Annotated in this window: 12 protein-coding genes and 1 pseudogene; 7 read left to right on the forward strand and 6 right to left on the reverse strand. The window is 67.3% G+C overall.

The features are described 5' to 3' along the window. Nucleotides 1-177 precede the first annotated feature (177 nt). The 4 genes from KXC43_RS05670 to KXC43_RS05685 all read right to left on the reverse strand — a co-directional run bounded on the left by KXC43_RS05670 (nucleotide 178) and on the right by KXC43_RS05685 (nucleotide 4,680). Nucleotides 178-2,688 (reverse strand): NACHT domain-containing protein, encoded by a 2,511-nt coding sequence (locus KXC43_RS05670; RefSeq protein WP_221374867.1) that lies wholly within the window; start codon nucleotides 2,686-2,688, stop codon nucleotides 178-180. A gap of 429 nt (nucleotides 2,689-3,117) precedes the next feature. Further along, the gene (locus KXC43_RS05675) at nucleotides 3,118-3,375 is read right to left on the reverse strand and encodes a reverse transcriptase domain-containing protein (RefSeq protein WP_221374868.1); all 258 of its coding nucleotides are present in this window, start codon (nucleotides 3,373-3,375) and stop codon (nucleotides 3,118-3,120) included. 7 nt (nucleotides 3,376-3,382) lie between these two features. Continuing rightward, complete coding sequence (locus KXC43_RS05680) at nucleotides 3,383-3,610, reverse strand: hypothetical protein (RefSeq protein WP_221374869.1); 228 nt, start codon at nucleotides 3,608-3,610, stop codon at nucleotides 3,383-3,385. A 101-nt stretch (nucleotides 3,611-3,711) separates the two neighbouring features. Beyond that, on the reverse strand, nucleotides 3,712-4,680 hold the full coding sequence (locus tag KXC43_RS05685) for a hypothetical protein (RefSeq protein ID WP_221374870.1): 969 nt from the start codon (nucleotides 4,678-4,680) through the stop codon (nucleotides 3,712-3,714). A 1,218-nt stretch (nucleotides 4,681-5,898) separates the two neighbouring features. Here KXC43_RS05685 and KXC43_RS05690 point away from each other — a divergent pair. The 4 genes and pseudogenes from KXC43_RS05690 to KXC43_RS05705 all read left to right on the forward strand — a co-directional run bounded on the left by KXC43_RS05690 (nucleotide 5,899) and on the right by KXC43_RS05705 (nucleotide 11,683). Next, entirely contained in the window at nucleotides 5,899-7,527 is a 1,629-nt protein-coding gene (locus KXC43_RS05690; protein WP_255643576.1) for a methyl-accepting chemotaxis protein, read from the forward strand. Nucleotides 7,528-7,899: 372 nt separating this feature from the next. Then, a complete protein-coding gene (locus KXC43_RS05695) occupies nucleotides 7,900-8,103 on the forward strand; it encodes a hypothetical protein (RefSeq protein WP_221374872.1) in 204 nt (67 codons plus the stop codon). 552 nt (nucleotides 8,104-8,655) lie between these two features. Further along, nucleotides 8,656-9,572: pseudogene (locus KXC43_RS05700) on the forward strand (IS110 family transposase); the annotation flags it as partial. A 563-nt stretch (nucleotides 9,573-10,135) separates the two neighbouring features. Continuing rightward, nucleotides 10,136-11,683 carry a COG1361 family protein gene (locus tag KXC43_RS05705; protein ID WP_221374873.1) on the forward strand — a complete coding sequence of 516 codons (1,548 nt, stop codon included), beginning with the start codon at nucleotides 10,136-10,138 and terminating at the stop codon, nucleotides 11,681-11,683. A gap of 78 nt (nucleotides 11,684-11,761) precedes the next feature. On the opposite strand, the gene KXC43_RS05710 is transcribed toward KXC43_RS05705, so the two are convergent. After that, nucleotides 11,762-12,643 carry an SMP-30/gluconolactonase/LRE family protein gene (locus tag KXC43_RS05710; RefSeq protein ID WP_221374874.1) on the reverse strand — a complete coding sequence of 294 codons (882 nt, stop codon included), beginning with the start codon at nucleotides 12,641-12,643 and terminating at the stop codon, nucleotides 11,762-11,764. Nucleotides 12,644-12,805: 162 nt separating this feature from the next. On the opposite strand from KXC43_RS05710, the gene KXC43_RS05715 reads away from it, so the two are divergent. The 3 genes from KXC43_RS05715 to KXC43_RS05725 are packed head-to-tail and all read left to right on the forward strand — an operon-like array spanning nucleotide 12,806 to nucleotide 15,089. After that, nucleotides 12,806-13,321 (forward strand): EXPERA domain-containing protein, encoded by a 516-nt coding sequence (locus KXC43_RS05715; protein ID WP_221374875.1) that lies wholly within the window; start codon nucleotides 12,806-12,808, stop codon nucleotides 13,319-13,321. Next, a complete protein-coding gene (locus KXC43_RS05720) occupies nucleotides 13,318-13,752 on the forward strand; it encodes a hypothetical protein (protein WP_221374876.1) in 435 nt (144 codons plus the stop codon). Before KXC43_RS05715 ends, KXC43_RS05720 begins: the two co-directional genes overlap by 4 nt. A gap of 23 nt (nucleotides 13,753-13,775) precedes the next feature. Next, nucleotides 13,776-15,089: a cytochrome P450 gene (locus KXC43_RS05725; protein WP_221374877.1), complete on the forward strand. Its 1,314-nt coding sequence runs from the start codon at nucleotides 13,776-13,778 to the stop codon at nucleotides 15,087-15,089. Between the two features lie 14 nt (nucleotides 15,090-15,103). Here the strand turns inward: KXC43_RS05725 and KXC43_RS05730 are convergent, their stop codons facing one another. Continuing rightward, a complete protein-coding gene (locus KXC43_RS05730) occupies nucleotides 15,104-16,066 on the reverse strand; it encodes a LacI family DNA-binding transcriptional regulator (RefSeq protein WP_221374878.1) in 963 nt (320 codons plus the stop codon). Nucleotides 16,067-16,252: the final 186 nt, after the last annotated feature.

Genomic DNA, 16,252 nt, shown 5'->3' on the forward strand with positions numbered 1-16,252 from the left:
GCCGATTCCTGAACGTGTGCCCGGCGAAGCCCGCGTGTGATGGAGAGCTTCAGTGGCCGTTCGCGGTGCGGGTTCGTGTGTTCGCAGGGCGCTGGAGCCACCTCGTGGACACCCCCTATCGATTCGGGCAGGAGACGCGGGTTGCGCGTGGGAAGGCGAGGAATGCGCGGCAGTCACTCAAACGGGTTGGCCCAGTTCCTCAAGCCGCCCGGCGGCCCGCTCCTTCCATATCGGATGAGCCGACTGTGCCGCGTCCCGGAGATAGCTCATTCCGACGCGCCGACTCGGCAACTCGACGGCGAGTGGCAGGTGGCGCGAACGTGGCAGCTGCCGGGCGTGCAGGATGAGCTCGCCGAGGTGGTAGGCGGCGGCGGGCGCGAACTCGGGGTGACCTGATTCCATGACCAGCTTGTAGATGTCGAACGTTGCGAGCAGCTGCTCGGTTTCGAACGCCCGTTCGTCCATGCTTCGTCGGAGATCAATGCACTTCGCGACTTCCAACGCGACGGGCAGGTACTCCTCCGGCGCGAGATCTTGCACTGCGAACTTCAGCGCACTCAGCGCCTCGCTAGGTGCGCTCCGGGCGACGATGGTGGCGCGTTCGAGTAGTTGCCGTGGCTTCAGGTCAACCGTGGGCAGGGCGCCAGGGAGGACGTGATGGGAGTCGTTGGCGAGCTCGGCGCCCGCGAAGAATTCGAGGAGCAGCCGGTGGTGGAACAGATAGCCCGTACCTGCATGGTGGGTGATCATCGTCGTGCTGATGTGGTCGAGGAAGGCGTGCAGGCGTAAAGGGGCCAAATTTGCGCGGGCCAGCAGCAGGCGGGTCAGCCAATACGTTACGACCCCCCGGCCGGCCAGCATGTAGGCGACCGCGGGGCCCGTCGAGAGACCGACGAGAATACCGTTGGTCCCGTATGCAACGCCGAGCCCGAGAGCCGCCGTTGACCCGGCGATGAGTGTGAAGACCATCATCGACCAGGTCGCCATGTAAAAGCCGGACCCGTGCGTTACCCGTTGTTCTTCTCCATACCTCCTGGCCATCGCGGCATCGTTGGCATGCCAGCCGCCTGTTGCGAGGAAACCGCCGACAAGAAATCCCAGTGCGGCACCGGAGACGGCGCCGACTCTGGCCCACGCGGGTACAACGCTGGACCACTCTCGCTCCGTGACCGCCGATACAAGCGCTCCGGGCACCAGTCCCAGGCAGCCGAGCAGCATCGCCCCACCCCCAGCGAGGAGGACGGTGGAACATCCCCACTCCGCGACGTGCATACGCTTCCGGCGGGTTTCAGATGCCTGCAACTCGCTCAGTTCCACGGGTGCGAAGCTCAGCCATACGCCGAAGAGAACCCCGAAGATCGTGCCGATGATCCTCCCGGCCGTGCCGCCGAGAGCGAGACCCGTGGTGGCCGCGCTCGCTACGGCGACCAGTAGCGCGCCGGGCACTGCGGCGCCAACCATTGCCCACCTGCGCATCGACCGGCCCGGTAGCCAGTCGGTACGGATCAGATCGAGGTGGAACGTCTGCTGAAACCGCTGCGCCAATCCACGGGCGAGGTAGCCGAGCCAGCGGTTAGCGTCGGCTGGTTTCGGAGCGCCGGGCACGTGCGACTTGCGGTGCAGCGCCTTGGCCACGAACTCAGTGAACAGCCGGTCGCGCTGTTCCTCAAGCGACGTGCCGGTCGCGATCTCCGGTGCGGCGACACCCTGATATGCCGTGATCGCCATGCTCAGCAGGAAAGGGATGCGCAAGAGTTCCCACAGCACCGGATCGATCGTCAATGCCTCACGCACGCCGGCCAGCGGAGCACCGAACTGGTCCAGATAGTCCTCGAGCTGCCGCCGGGTGAGCGGCTGCAGCTCGACGGTGACCCGAACGTTGAGCAGACTGGCGGCGGCGATCGGCCGACTACACACCGCCACGAGCAACCCGTGCTCCTTGTGAAAGCGCTCTATTTCCTTGGCACATTCGGCACGGTACTGCGGCGCCACCTCGTCCAGCCCGTCGAGTAGCGGCAGGACCCGAGTACCACCGATCAACGCTTCGGCGACCCCACGACGCACCCCGTACATTTCCCCAGCCAACTCGTCAACGAGCCACTCCTGGAGTGGTTTGCGGTTGACAGCCCAACTGGCGAGTCGGAATACCACGGGCACTGGCTTCGTCGGATCGATCTCGGTAGTCTCGAGCAGCCGTTTCGCCATGGTCACCAACGCCGTCGTCTTGCCTGCTCCAGCGATGCCAGTGATGAGCAACGACCTGTGCTTCTCCAGAAGCACGACGAGGTCGGCATCGTCTTTCGGCGCCGGTTGGCTTCGCTGGGGATGGTCGCCCAAATTGTCCGAGGGGTGTGCTTTCGGACTGAACTGCTGACGCAGTTCGAGGTCGATGAACGGCTGCCGGGATAGCGGCTCCTCGAGCATCTTTTGGATCCAACTGATGCGCACCGCTCCGCGGAGCAGTTCGAGGTGATCACTCAGCTGGTCCGTCTCGGACGACGTCCAACGCGGCTCACCACTTCGGCTCTGCCAGACCCCGAGTGCCACGGCGCCCGCTCCAGATACGCCAAGAAGTGGCCAGGCCAGCCACAGATGGGGATCCCACGACTCGGGCAGAACGCCAGTCGCGACGTTTGTAGTCGCGCCGACGAGGATGGCCAGCCACCCTGCGAGGATGGCCGCCAGCACCCGTACGTCATACCTACGTCGCATGATCTCTACTTTTGTCGCGGCGAATCGCCGACTCTCGTTCGTCGGGATCCCGATGGTTTCTCGAGATTCTCGCCGCCCAGAGTCGCGAGCCGGCGGAGGACGCTCCCGGACGTCACCCGTTGGGTGGCAAACACCAACAGGGTCCGAGCCGGCCCTGTGCGATTCCACCGAGGCACTGATGGATCCCGCGCTCGGCCTGGGGCCGTGCTATCGCCAGAGGGTGGATCGCCGTGGGTCGTTCTTCTCCGTGGCTGTGGCGCGATGTCTGCTCCGTTTCCAGCTCCCGCCCGTCAAGCCGTGCATGCGGTTCTCCCGCACACGGCTTACCGACGTTCTTCGCCGACGACATTCAGCGTTTCCAGGCCCGGAAGGGTCGGGGTGGTACTACGTTTCCGTCGAGGCTGATCAGGCCCAGATGATTCGCAGACAACGACACACCGGATCGTCGCAATATTGGACCAGCACCCCGTGTTGCGCGGTGTTCCACACCCGGTCCAGCCGGTGCATGCACACGTTGCAGAGCAGCGGCGATGCCGGACCGCCTTGCGGGGTTCCGGACACCGAACGGCGCACCGCCCCGTCCTGCATCCCTCTCGTCGGCAGCATCACGCGCAGAAGCTTCAGAACCGCCTGGTCGCTGACACGTTTCTCAACCGCTTGCATCAACTTCTCATGCGGAATCGCCGTCGGCCGGCTGCTCGTCGGAAAGGACGCCGCCGAGACGGCGGGCGAGCTCGACCGCGCCGGCCGGGGTCCGGTCGGGTTGACTGCGGGTCGCGATAATCTCCTCGGTAGCGCCGGTGCGCCAGCGCACTCCGACGCGGATGCGGTCACTGTCGTGTTCGGACCAGATGGTGACGTCGGAGCAAACAGGTATCTGTCTCCAGCGCAGCGTCAACAGCTGCGGGGAACTGTCCCCTGGGTTGTTCGCAACGCACTGTCATGCCGATGAGCGGACGTTCGTCAATGGCAATGTGATGCTCGTGGTGGTGTTCGGCCTCAGCTGGCGGGTGTGCGGATTGCGGCGAGCAGGCCCGCCCGGAAACGCTCGAGGCCGTCGATCGTTTCGATGAACGGCTCATCGTCGGCGCGGAAGTCCATGCGTAGCACTGCGCAGATCGGCCCTGCTGCGACGGCCAACTGGATTTCGTGGGGCCAGTCGCGCCGGTCTGCCGCGGCCGCGACGATCGCGGCATCGTGGTCGTTGGGAAGTTCGACGACGTACACGCTTAGCGGCTGATACGGGCCGCCGTCCAGAACAGCCTCCACACGTACCGTGGCGGTCTGCCCCCGGGCGGCTTCCACCGCAGCTGTGTCCACGTGGTCGCTTCGATCATCAAAGGCGTAGAGCATCAGCACGTCGCCAACGGCGAGGGACTCCACGTGGTAGTGGTGGGCCTCAAGAAGCTCCGCGATGGTGTGCGCCATCGCCACCAAATCGACTCCCGGCTCGTAGGTGCCTTCCTTGTCCTCCAGGAAAACCAGCCCGGCTCCGGTAGTGAACTCACGAACCCCCGAGTCGAAGAGGAGATTGCTGTCGTCATCTGACATGCGCTCGAATGCCTGCTGAACGGCTCGGTCGGCTCGGCCGATCAGCGCGGCGACACCGGCGCGGTCAAGGCCACCGACTCGGCGGCGGGCATGACAGATGAACCCGACGACGGTCCAGATCACCCGTTCGTCGCCCACGGCGCCCTCAGTCACCAGCGACATCGCGGTGACGGCGCTACGCACGAGCACGGGGTCCCCGTGCCGAAGAGCGGCGAACGCACTGCGCTGCGCATAGACGAGCAGCTTCTGCTGGTCGGCGCTGGTGAGAGAGGCCCTTGTCTCTTGCCGTTCGGTCGCGTCGAGCACGGCGAACCGAGTCACGAATTCGCCGATCGGACCGTCCGCTTCCTCGTCCAGCCAGCGCCACAGATCCGGCGCCCGCGGCCCATATTCCGCCGTCAACACCACCCGGTTCACTCCCCCTATCGGCAACACCTGCCCGGACTACGAGCTCGAGGGTAGGGCAACGTTCAACGTCTCCGGCCGATGGGCAGCGTGTTCGGCTCCACTTCGAACGTCACTGCGACACGATGGCGTCGGATCGGTTCACGGCAACGTTCACGCCATCGGCGTCGGATTTGCCGCCGTCCGTGCGCTCGAGTGCCGACGCGCGGTTGGCCGAAACGGCGGATGACGGTGATGCTCAGCTGCCGGCGGTTGCCCGCAGTACGGGGAAAGAACGCGGAGGTCCGTGAGGAACTGAATGTAGCCGTCCGGGCCGAACGTGGTCACGGCTTGGTCGACTGCGCCGGCTGCGGCCGCGAGCGGATCGGTGATGGCGGTGCACCCAGCGCTGCGAGGGCCTCCAACTGTCGGACGGGCTCTTCCACATCCGGCTCAGGGTCGAAGAACGCAGGTACGGCACGTGCGTTCGGTGCGTGACGGCGTCGGCTGTCGAACATCACCTTGCGCCGCCGCTTCCCGGATCTTTGCGCGCAAGTAGCCACCGCCGTGCGCAGATCAACGAGCCCGCATAGCGACGGCGGCACCACCTTCGACAAACTTGAGCAGGACAACGCCCGGCTACGCCGAGACAACCAGGAGCTAACCGAGCACCTCGAGTTGGCCATCGCAACATCCAGTGACTCAGGATCGACAACCACGCTCTACGGCAAGCCGTAGAAGAAGCTCACCATGTGACACTACTGCCAGTGCGGGCACCGCGACGCCAATAGCCCTGAGCCCTGCCACTGTCCGCGCTCAACTGGCCGAATGGTTGTCTTTCGCGGTCAGCCGCCTCCAAAGACGTGCTGCCAGACTATGGCGCCGGAGCGTCTGGCCGACCAGTCGATCGCTGGGTCTACTGGGCGTCCCGGGAGCGCTCGCAGTAGCTGACCGGCATGTGACCCCGAATTTGCACGTCATGGCGACCGGCGCTGGTGAGGGACCACCAGCGAAGGGCTGAGGCGGGCGTGTTGCCATGGCGGGGTGGTGGCAACACTCCGCGCCTCAGCTCGGCCGGTCTGCAGCCTCCCGATCGGCCGATAGACCGTCGGCATGAGAAATCGAATTAGGATTCTTCTCATCTTTTTCGGCACGTGTCGATGGGGTTGATGCGGGAGGCGGGGAGCTGACCGTGTGACACGACCCGGTCGCAGCCGGGCTCATGTGCCGACATGTCAGAAAGAGATGATCATGGCCAGTAGTGTGCTCAATGCGCCGTCCAAGCGGCGCTCGTTCGGCGATCTGGGCGTCAACATCAAGATCCTCACGGCGATCGTCGTCGCGGTCCTGGTGGGCGTCATCGTGGGGCTGATGAGTGTGTCCGCGTTGAGCAAGAGCAGCGACAGTGCGCAGCTCCTCGGTGGTGGCCCGGTCAGCAACGTCGCCAGCATCACCGCCGTCGGCCAGATGGACGCCTCCATGGCCGAATTGCGGCTGGCCAACGTCAACCATCTGATCTCCCCGGACAAGCCGGGCATGGCGCAGCAGGTGGTCCAGTTCGACAAGGTCGAGGGCGATTTCCTGGCGGCGTTGGCGGCCTACCGGTCGAGCAACCCTGCCGGTGACCCGGCGAAGATCGATGAGTTGGACGGCACCTTCACCGCCTACGTCGGCTTCGCTGAAGGCGAGCTCCGCACCCTCAGCGAAGCCAACAATCAGGCCAAGTGGCGGGCGGTCCGCACCGCGAAGATCAACCCCCTCATCGAGCGGATCACCGTCCTCGCCGACGAGCTCAAGGCGGCCGAGACCGCGGACGCCGTGAAGAACGCCCTCTCCGCCAAGCAGGGCTATGAGTCCAGCCGCACCCTGGTGATCATCCTGCTGGTCGTCGGCTCGCTGCTCGGGCTCGGCCTCGGCGTCTACGTGGCCCGGATAATCGTGAAGTCGCTGACCCGGGTCAAGGACGTGTGCGACAGCCTGGCCAGTGGTGACCTCACCCGTACCAGCGGCCTGACCAGCCGCGACGAGCCCGGCCAGATGGGTCAGGCCTTGGACACCGCGATGGTCAACCTGCGGCGGACCGTGACCACCATCGACGGCTCGGCGTCGTCGCTGGCCGCCGCGTCCGAGCAGATGTCCAGTGTCTCCACCCAGATCGCCGCCTCCGCCGAGGAGACCTCCGCGCAGGCGCAGACCGTGTCCGCCGCCGCGGAGGAGATCGCCCGCAGCGTCGACACCGTCGCGGCCGGCAGCGAGGAGATGGGCGCCTCCATCCGGGAGATCTCGCAGAACGCCAGCGAGGCCGCCCGCGTCGCCGCCGAAGCCGTCGACATCACCGCCGCCACCGCCGCCACCATGAACAAACTCGGTGAGTCGTCCGCCGAAATCGGCAACGTCATCAAGGTCATCACCGCCATCGCGGAGCAGACCAACCTGCTTGCTCTCAACGCCACCATCGAGGCCGCCCGCGCCGGTGAGGCCGGCAAGGGCTTCGCCGTCGTCGCCAGTGAGGTCAAGGACCTCGCGCAGGAAACCGCCCGCGCTACCGAGGACATCTCCCGGCGGGTCCAAGCTATTCAGGGCGATACCAGTGGCGCGGTCAACGCGATCGATGAGATTACCCGAGTTATCGCGCGGATCAGCGACTTCCAGACCACGATCGCCTCGGCCGTGGAGGAACAGACCGCCACCACCAACGAGATGAACCGCAGTGTCGGCGAGGCCGCATCCGGCACCGGTGAGATCGCCCAGAACATCACCGGTGTCGCCGAGGCCGCCCGGCTCACCAGCCAGGGCGTCACCGAAGCGCAGCAGACCACCACCGAACTCGCCCGGATGTCCAGCAAACTGACCCAACTCGTCGGCACCTTCCGATACTGAACGCCGCCTGCAGAACCTCGGGTCCGCCTACCGTAGGCAAGACTCGAGGCTCAGCAGGACGGGTAGCGGCTGGGAATTCGCCGTGCCGGTCGTCGTTGCGGTGCTGATCATCCTGCTGCTACGGCGTACCCGTGTTCCAGCCGCTCGCGCTGAACGGCTGGGACACGGACCGACCTGCCTCGCGCACCGGTTCGCATGACACGACGCCCAGCACCGTCGGTCACGGGATCCAACGTCGTCGCCGGATCCCGGCACTGACCGGCGAGCCCAGATGAGCGCAACAGGGCATAACCAGGAGGTCATGCGGTGCAGCGCGATGATCCAGCACCCGACGGCGCGGTACCGGCCGCGGACCCGCAACTACAGGACCTCGTGACCGCACTGCTCACCGGCGCCATCCAGACGTCGTACGCTCTCGACCGGCTGCGCACCCTCGCTCAACTGCACCGCGGCGACGATCCCATCGCGCTGGCGCAGATCAATGACGCCCTCGACTTGCTGAGCACCGCCAAAGCCGCGCTCATCCAGGACGCCGATGTCGCCGCCGCACTGCAACCACCGGAGCCGAAACGGTAGGAGAACTCGATCACGATCGAAGCCGGGTTAACGGTCAGCTCGATCACGACAACCGACGTACCCCGAACGTGTCCAGCCGAGGCCTTCCCCACTCAAGATCATCGTTAGTGGTACTTGCCGTTCCGTTGTTCCTCCGTGTTTGCGGCCGGCGGCGAGGATCGCCTGATATCCGCGCGGTCGGTGCCGAAGCGGCCCTTGCCAACGGCCTTCTCACGGTGGTTCATGATCTCGATGGTCGCGGACGCTTGTGCGGGTCCACGCCGATGGCGACTCGTGCCACTGCTGTTCCTCCCGGTTCCGACGAAAAGTCGGCGGGAGGGCAACGCTACTTTGAGCTGGGCAGTCCCCTCTAATAGGTCTCGAGTGGCCTATCACTCGGCTTGGACGCCTAACACGTTTCAGGCGTTCTGACGCCTTGGTAACACGGGCGCCAGCTGGTACGAGAGGCCATTCTCGGTGCCTTGCCTCGATCACCTGAGTCCCCTCTGGACCTGGAGTCCTCGCTCAAGACCGGGAGGGCCAACACAAACCTCGGACGCGCGGGAGACAGTCTTGGGCAAGGTGTTCTGTGGGATCGACTGGCCCGAAAGGCACCACGACATCGCGCTGGTTGACGAGCACGGCACCCTCGTAGCGAAGAAGCGGATTCAGGAAACTCCGCAGGGCTGGCAACAACTGCTTGATTTGCTGGCAGCTGCCGGCGACAACGCGGACGATCCGATCCCGGTGGCGATCGAGACACCCCGCGGGCTGCTGGTCGCCGCGCTGCGAGCCACCGGGCGGCCTGTCTACGCCATCAACCCGATGGCGGTGGCCCGCTACCGCGACCGGCATACCGTCTCACGCAGCAAGTCCGATCACGCCGATGCCGTCGTTCTGGCGAACATTCTGCGCACTGACTCTCACGTTCACCGTACTCTGCCCGCCGACACCGACCTCGCGCGCGCCATCTCGGTGCTGGCCCGAGCGCACCAGGACGCCAACGCGGCATCGATAACCTCGCAGCCGAGCCTTACGCCGCGCTACGAGCCCCGCAGCTTCGGCAGCAGACGCTCGTCGAAGACGCCATGGGCGCCGCTGCGTTAGCCCTGCTGGCGGCACTCGACACCGCCTGCACCAACGTCGATCGGCTCGCCGAGTCCTGCGCCGAAGCGTTCGTCCAGCACCCGGACTACGAAATCATCACCAGCTTCCCCGGCCTCGGCGACCTCACCGGCGCCCGCGTCCTGGCCGAACTCGGCGATGACCGTAACCGCTTCACCGACGCCCGAGCAGTCAAAGCCTACGCAGGCTCTGCCCCGGTCACCCGTGCCTCTGGCCGCAGCATCTCGATTACCCACCGCCGCATCAAGAACGACCGACTCGCTGCCGCCGGCGTCGTCTGGGCATTCATCGCCACCAACAACTCACCCGGCGCTCGAGCCCACTACGACCGCCGACGCCAGACCTACGGAGATCGCCACGCTGCCGCACTACGGAACCTGTTCAACCGCTTCCTCGGCTGCCTCCACCAATGCCTGAGCACCGACTAGGCCTACAACGAAGCTGCAGCCTTCCCCACCCCATCAAGCTTCCAGCTTGACCGCTACGGAGATCGAAGGTCTTGAGCCTCTCCGCGCCGCGGTGTCCGGCGGGTCGCACGCCAAATAAGAGTCACACCAAATCGCGGTGGACAGCCGCAGACAGAGCGCTCCGCCGGTCACCTCTGGCCTGATGTGACGGTCCAGGGCGGTACCAAATACACGGAGTGTGCCGACGGCGGCGGGCGAGTCGGATGCGACGAACCCGAAGCCAAGCCCGAATCCGGGGGGTACGTCGTACACCTGCTGAAACTCGACGGGGGCACCGCGGTCGTCCGAGCGATCCTGGGCTGACTTGTGAGCACACGCCGGTCCGCGGTCGCGCCGATGTTGCCGTCTCGGAGTGATCGTCGCATACCGCCCGTACGGCTTTGCGCATTTTGGTAGGCATGAAGGGTGAAGACGCTCCGCGTTGAGTCAGGCGTTGCAGGCGTGCTACCGGCAGAGGACTCATGACACGCCGGCTCGCTGTCTTCACGATGCTCCTCACAGCGGGGCTCACCGTGTCTTGCCTTCCGGCTCAGGCGGCTCCCGCCGGTGTCGAAGGCAAGACCTATCCGCGGAATCTGACGCTGCCGGCCAACGGGAACACCGTCGAGGAGAGCCTGCCCGTCCTGCTGTTCGCCGATGCGGCAGGTTGGGCCGACAGCGTCACCCTGACCATCGACACGTCCAAGGTGAGCGTGGCCGAGGTACGGGTGACCGACGCCGGGTCCGAGGCGAACTGCTCGGTGGGCCCGGTCGCGACATGTGTTCTGCCGGGTCCGCACCGCGTCTTCGAACGGCCCCGAGCCGCCGGCGCATACGGCTTCACCACGATGGCTCTGGTCTCGATGACCCTCACACCCAAGCCCGGCGCGTCGATCGGCGACACCGGAACCCTGTCCGTCGCCACGACAGTCGACGACCAACCCGCGACCACCGAGACCGCAACGATTCGCATCGGCGAGGCCGTCAGCCTGACAGCGGTCGACGACGGACCGCGGACAGTTGCTCCCGGTGGCGCCGTTTCTCTGCGACCCAAGGTGCGCAACACGGGCACGACCGCCGTCGACGGGCTGATCGCCGTGATCAACGCAGATTCGAGCGTCCTGGCCGGCACGAACTTCGGCAACTGCACGTACGGATACTCGATTGCCTGCGCCTTCGACACGACGCTGCCCGCAGGCTCCACCTTCGGCGTCTCCGCCCCGTTCACCCTGCGCATGCCCGGCGACGCGGCGGCGGCCAGCTGGACGGCGGCGAGCGTGCAATGGCTGACCGCCGCCGAGTGGCAGGACCAGCTCGGCGACTACGACAACCAGGACCGGGCGGGCACCGGGCCCGAACTCACGCTCGAGGAAGTCGCCCAGTCGGCCGCCGGCGCGCCCCAGGCCGACACCGACCACGACGACAACGGCTCTTACACCACGGTGACTGTCTCCGGCCGGCGCACCGACGTGGTCGCCGTCGGCGCCACCGTCCCGGGCGAGGCCGGGGAGCACACTTTCTCCGTCGGGCTCGTCAACGAGGGGCCGGGCACCTTGCGCTTTCCGCCGTTTCACAACAACGCCGGCAACGTACGCGTATCGCTGCCCACACCGATGTCGGTGATCACCGTGGATGACCGCTGCCGCTCGCAGTACGAGGATTGGGATCCGCCACCCTCGTCGGCTCCCGACGAACCAGGCAACTCCGGGCCCCTCGAGTTCTCCTGCACGCTGATGCCGACGGCACTACGAGCCGGCGAGCGCCTGATGTTCGACTTCACGGTGCGCACCGCACCAACAGCGCACGACGAGCAGGGCTCGGTCGAGGTGGACCTCTACGGCGACGGAGTCGACATCGACCGCGACCGGCGCAACAACCAAGCCCCCATCAAGCTGACCGGAACCGGCCGCACACCTGAACTTCCCATCACCGGCACCATCGCCGCGTCCGTCACGGCCGCCGGAATCCTCCTCGTACTCATCGGTGCGGCCGTCGTGGGGTTGATGCGTCGTCACCGCCTGCGCGAATAGGCCTCGACGCCGCGCGCTGCACTCGTCTGACCGACAAGGCGGTGATCATGCCGCCTTGGCGCCGGCGCGGACGGTGTCTCAAGGAGTGAGGACTGCGATGGCCGACTCGTGCAGGCTGCCCATCCAGATGCGGCCGTCGTACTCCCGGACGCCGGTGACCATGTGGAAGTGGAGACTGTCGGCGGTGAGGTCGTGGACCAGGCGGCCGTTGTCGTCGTACGCCTGAACGCGGACCGTCCGCTTCGGGGCCGGCTGCAGCGCCTCAGGGATCCTGGTGATCTGCCGGCGGATCCATACGGGCCCGCGCTGGATGCGTTCCACCATCGGGTCCGTCGGGCTGGCGATCGACGCCCAGATCAGTCCGTCGCTGCCGCGAGCGATGTTGTCGGGGTAGCCCGGAAGGTTCTCGACCAGAAAGTCGTCGCGGCCGGTCAGCCAATGGCGGGCGATGGCGCGTGTTGCCGTCTCGGCCACCGCGACGAAGGACTCGTCGCTTGCCAGAGCTACGCCGTTGGCGAAGGCCAGCCCGTCGCGCAGGACGGTGACGGCGCCGTCCGGGGTGCGACGGAGCAGGCGGCCGGTTCGTGTCACCTCGACCATCTCCGCCTTCCACTCGTCGATCGGATGGACGGTGGAGGAATCCGAGAAGTAGATCGTGCCGTCGGCGGCCACTGCGGCGTTGTTGCAGAAGCGCATGCCACCGGCCAGGTCCTCGATCGTGCCGCTGGACGGCTCCACGGCCAGCAGGCCGCGGCGGGCGTCGCAGACCAGTAGACGGCCGTCGGACAGGAGTTCGATGCCCAGTGGCCGGCCGCCCGTGTCGGCGACGGCGACGGCGCTCCCGTCGGGAGTGACCCGATGGATGACACCATCCTCCGTGCCCGTAAAGACGACACCGCCGGGAGCCACGACGACGTCCTCGGCGCCATGGCCTGGCACCGCGATCACCTTGAAGTTCATGGCGTCGACTATTCGCCTGCGGGTGGGCCGCATCAAGTGTCCGCGGGAGCCGGCCGCAACGTGCTGGACGTGGCGGTCCACTGCGCACGCTGCCCCGGCTCGGTAGCCGGCCGACGGCTGGGCGGTGGACCTGCCGGTCAAAGATGCCTAAGATCCACCGAGATGGATTCCTCACCTCCGGTACCTCCGCTGCCGTTGCGTAAACGGCCCGTCGATCTGCTGTTCGTGGTTTTCTTCGTGTTCAACGCGGCCGTCGTCACCTACACGATCGATATCGAGCAGCTGGTCATCGACGATCCGGAGCGATTCAGCTATCCCGTCTGGCCACCGCCGGCCGTCGTCGACTTCATCCACTGGTACGGGCGGTCGTTCGACCCGTTGCTGATGGCCCGGCCGGCGTTCTGGCAGATGACCATCTGGATCGACGTCCTGCTCTTCGGCCCGTTCTATCTGGCCGCCGTCTACGCGTTCGTCCGGTCGCGGTCCTGGATCCGGGTGCCGGCCCTGGTCTGGTCCGGCATGATGGCGTCCAATGTGCTTATCATCCTGATGGAGCAGCGGTTCGGGGTCTCCGCCAGCCCGCACTTCGGTGTCGTGCTCGGCGCCTACCTGCCGTGGCTGCTCGGTGCGATCGCGATGTTCCTGCGGATGCGAAGAGCCGAGGCGTTCCCTCGATGATCGATGCCGGCGTGCTGCGCGAGACCCTGCCGGGGCAATGGCGGGTGCTGGCGACGACGTTCCCGATGTGGTTGACCGGGCGACGGCTCCACCCCTGTTTCACGTACGGCCTGCTGCCCGGCTCGCCGCTCGTCCTCAGCGACGAGGTCAGCTACCGGACCAGGGCGGGCGCCACCCGGCGAATCACCGGGGTGGACCGCTTCGACTCTGCGTCGGGCCGGTTCACGTGGCGCGGCAAGGGGCCGCTCAGCCTGCTGTCGAGCCGGTGGCGGGTGACCCATCTGAGCGACGACCGGGAGCTGGTCGTCCTCTCCTTCGACCGTTCCCTGGTCACTCCGGCCGGCACGGACGTGATCGGCCGCGGCACAGGGCAGCGACCGGACGCCCAGGACCGCATCCCGCTGGACGACACACTGCACTGGCTCCGCTGACCCCCGACGTAAGGAGTCCCGGCATGGCCGTCGACCAACTCGCGCCGCCGCCCGCGGTGCCCGGAATCCCGCTGCTGGGCAACGCGCTGCCGATGATGGGCGACGTCCAGGGTTTCCTCGTGGACACGTACCGCCGGATGGGCCCGGTCTTCCAGGTCCGCGCCCTGAACCAGTCGTTCGTCATCATGGCCGGCGAGAGCGCCAACCGATTCCTGATCGAGCACGGCGAGGCCGTTTTCACCAGCGAGGAGAGCTTCGGCGGGCTGAATCAGCAGTTCAACATGCGGGTGCACGTGCTTCGCGGGCGCCCGCACCGTCACCTGCGCAAGCAACTGGCGGCCGGTGTGTCCCGGGACCTGCTCGCCGCACGCTGGGACGACGTCATGGCCGTCACCGACCGCACCCTGCGGTCGTGGGAGGGCGAACCCGCCCTGCCGGTGGTCGACCGATTCCAGCGGCTCGCCGCCGATCAGCTGTCGATCGCGTTCACCGGGGCGAGCTCGGCGGCCCGGTTCGAGCAGCTTCGGTCGGCGTTCGAGCTGGTCCTGGACGCCACCATCACCGGCAAATGGCCGCGTGCGGTCCTGCTCTGGCCGGCCCACCGGCGCGCCCGGGCCGAGATCCTGACCTTCGCCCGGGAGGCGCTGGAGCAGCGTGCCCAGCATCCCACCGGGGGACCGGCCGACCTGCTCGACCGGGCGCTCGCCGCGACGGACGAGAACGGGCAGCCGTACCCGCCGGAGGTGCGGGCGGGCATGGCGTTGCAGGGCTACTTCGCCGGCATCAACACTGTCGCCTATCTCTACAGCTTCATGCTGTACGCGCTGCTGCGGCACCCCGAGGTGCTGGACCGCGTACGCGCTGAGGTCGACGCGGGCGGACCCCTCACCTTCGAGCGACTGCGTGACATGCCGGCGCTGCACGGACTGGTGCTCGAGACGTTGCGCGTCTACCCGCCGGCGCCGGGCTCCGCACGTACGGTGACAAAGACCTTCGACTTCGAGGGTTTCCGCATCGAGCAGGGCCGCCGGGTCATCGTGGCCGCGTCGGTGCCGCACCTGCTACCGGAGCACTTCCCCGCGCCCGAGCGGTTCGACATCGACCGTGATTTCGCGGCGGCGCGCAAGGCCTCGGTGTACGCGCCGTTCTCGGTGGGCGGCCACACCTGCCTCGGCGCCGGCATGACCGAGGTCCTCGCGGTCGCGACCGTGGCGACGCTGGTCCGCCGCCTGACGGTCAAGCTGCCGCGCCCCGAACAGCCGCTGCGGATCACCGCGACACCGGGCCCCAACCCGGGCAAGCGCTTCAAGGTCGCGGTGTCATCCCGAGAGCAGTGACCCGACTACGCTGTTCAGCTCGAGCTGCGCACCGTCAGCCTGGTCGGGAGGCGGGCGGGCGGCGGCAGCGCGGGATCCAGGAGGTGTTCGACCGCGGACGCCGCCTCGTCCTCGACCGGCATGTAGACCGAGGACAGGTCGGCCGCCTCGGCCAGGGCGCTGCCGTCGAAGCCGACCACGGCGACGTCGTCGGCCACCCGGCGACCCGCCTCGCGGAGTGCTTGCAACACACCCATGGCTGTGACGTCGCACGAGGCGAAGACGGCGTCGAGTCGCGGATCGCGGGCCAGCAGTTCCTTGGCGGCCGCATAGGCCCGGGCGCGGGTGAAGTCGCCGTCGGCGGCGTTGACCGCCTGGCCCGCGGCGGCCATCACGCGCAGGAAACCGGCCTTCCGTTCCTGGGCGCACGGCGTGGACGGGCCGAAAACCGCTCCGATCCGGCGGCGACCGCTGGTTACCAAGTGGGCCGCTGCCTGGTGCCCGCCGCCGTCGTTGTCGGGCGCGACGAAGGTGACACCCGGCGCGGAACGGCCCAGGGCAACCGTGCGGCCCCGGCGGGCGTAGGCGATGCCGGCGTCACCCGGCACATTGATCAGCAACCGTCCGAACGGCGGATCGGCGTCGTCCACCGGCAGCGTGGCGACCCGGCGGACCTCGAGCGAGATGTCCCGGTCGCCCAGGGCCCGCATCGCGCCCGTCAGCACCCGACCGTAGAACGGCTTGGCGCTCATCGCGTCAGGATCGGGGTCGACGATCAGAACCTCGACGCGTTCCCGCCGGCCCGCGCCGGCCCGGCCGGTGGCGAGCGCCCGCGCCACCGCGTGCGGCTCGAACCCGAGTTCCGCGGCCACCTCACGAACGCGTTGCCGGACAGCCTCGGACGCGCCGTAGGCCCCGTTCATGGCTCGCGACGCGGCCGCCCGCGACACTCCGGCCGCCCGGGCGACGTCGGCAAGCGTGGGGCGCTGATCCGTCATGGTGCGACGATAGCCGAGGCCGGACGGGGTTGAGCATGCGTCGTGATCGAATTGCTGGACGACCCGTGCCGACGCCCTGGACCGGCTCGACTCGGACGTCCATCACCAGGGCGGGGCCGTGTATTCGGCGGCCGTCCCGGTGATACCCGTTCTGGTCCGCTTCGCGCTGGAGCCGACGGTCCCGGG

The sequence above is a fragment of the Paractinoplanes polyasparticus genome, from assembly GCF_019710575.1.
Lineage (GTDB): Bacteria > Actinomycetota > Actinomycetes > Mycobacteriales > Micromonosporaceae > Actinoplanes > Actinoplanes polyasparticus.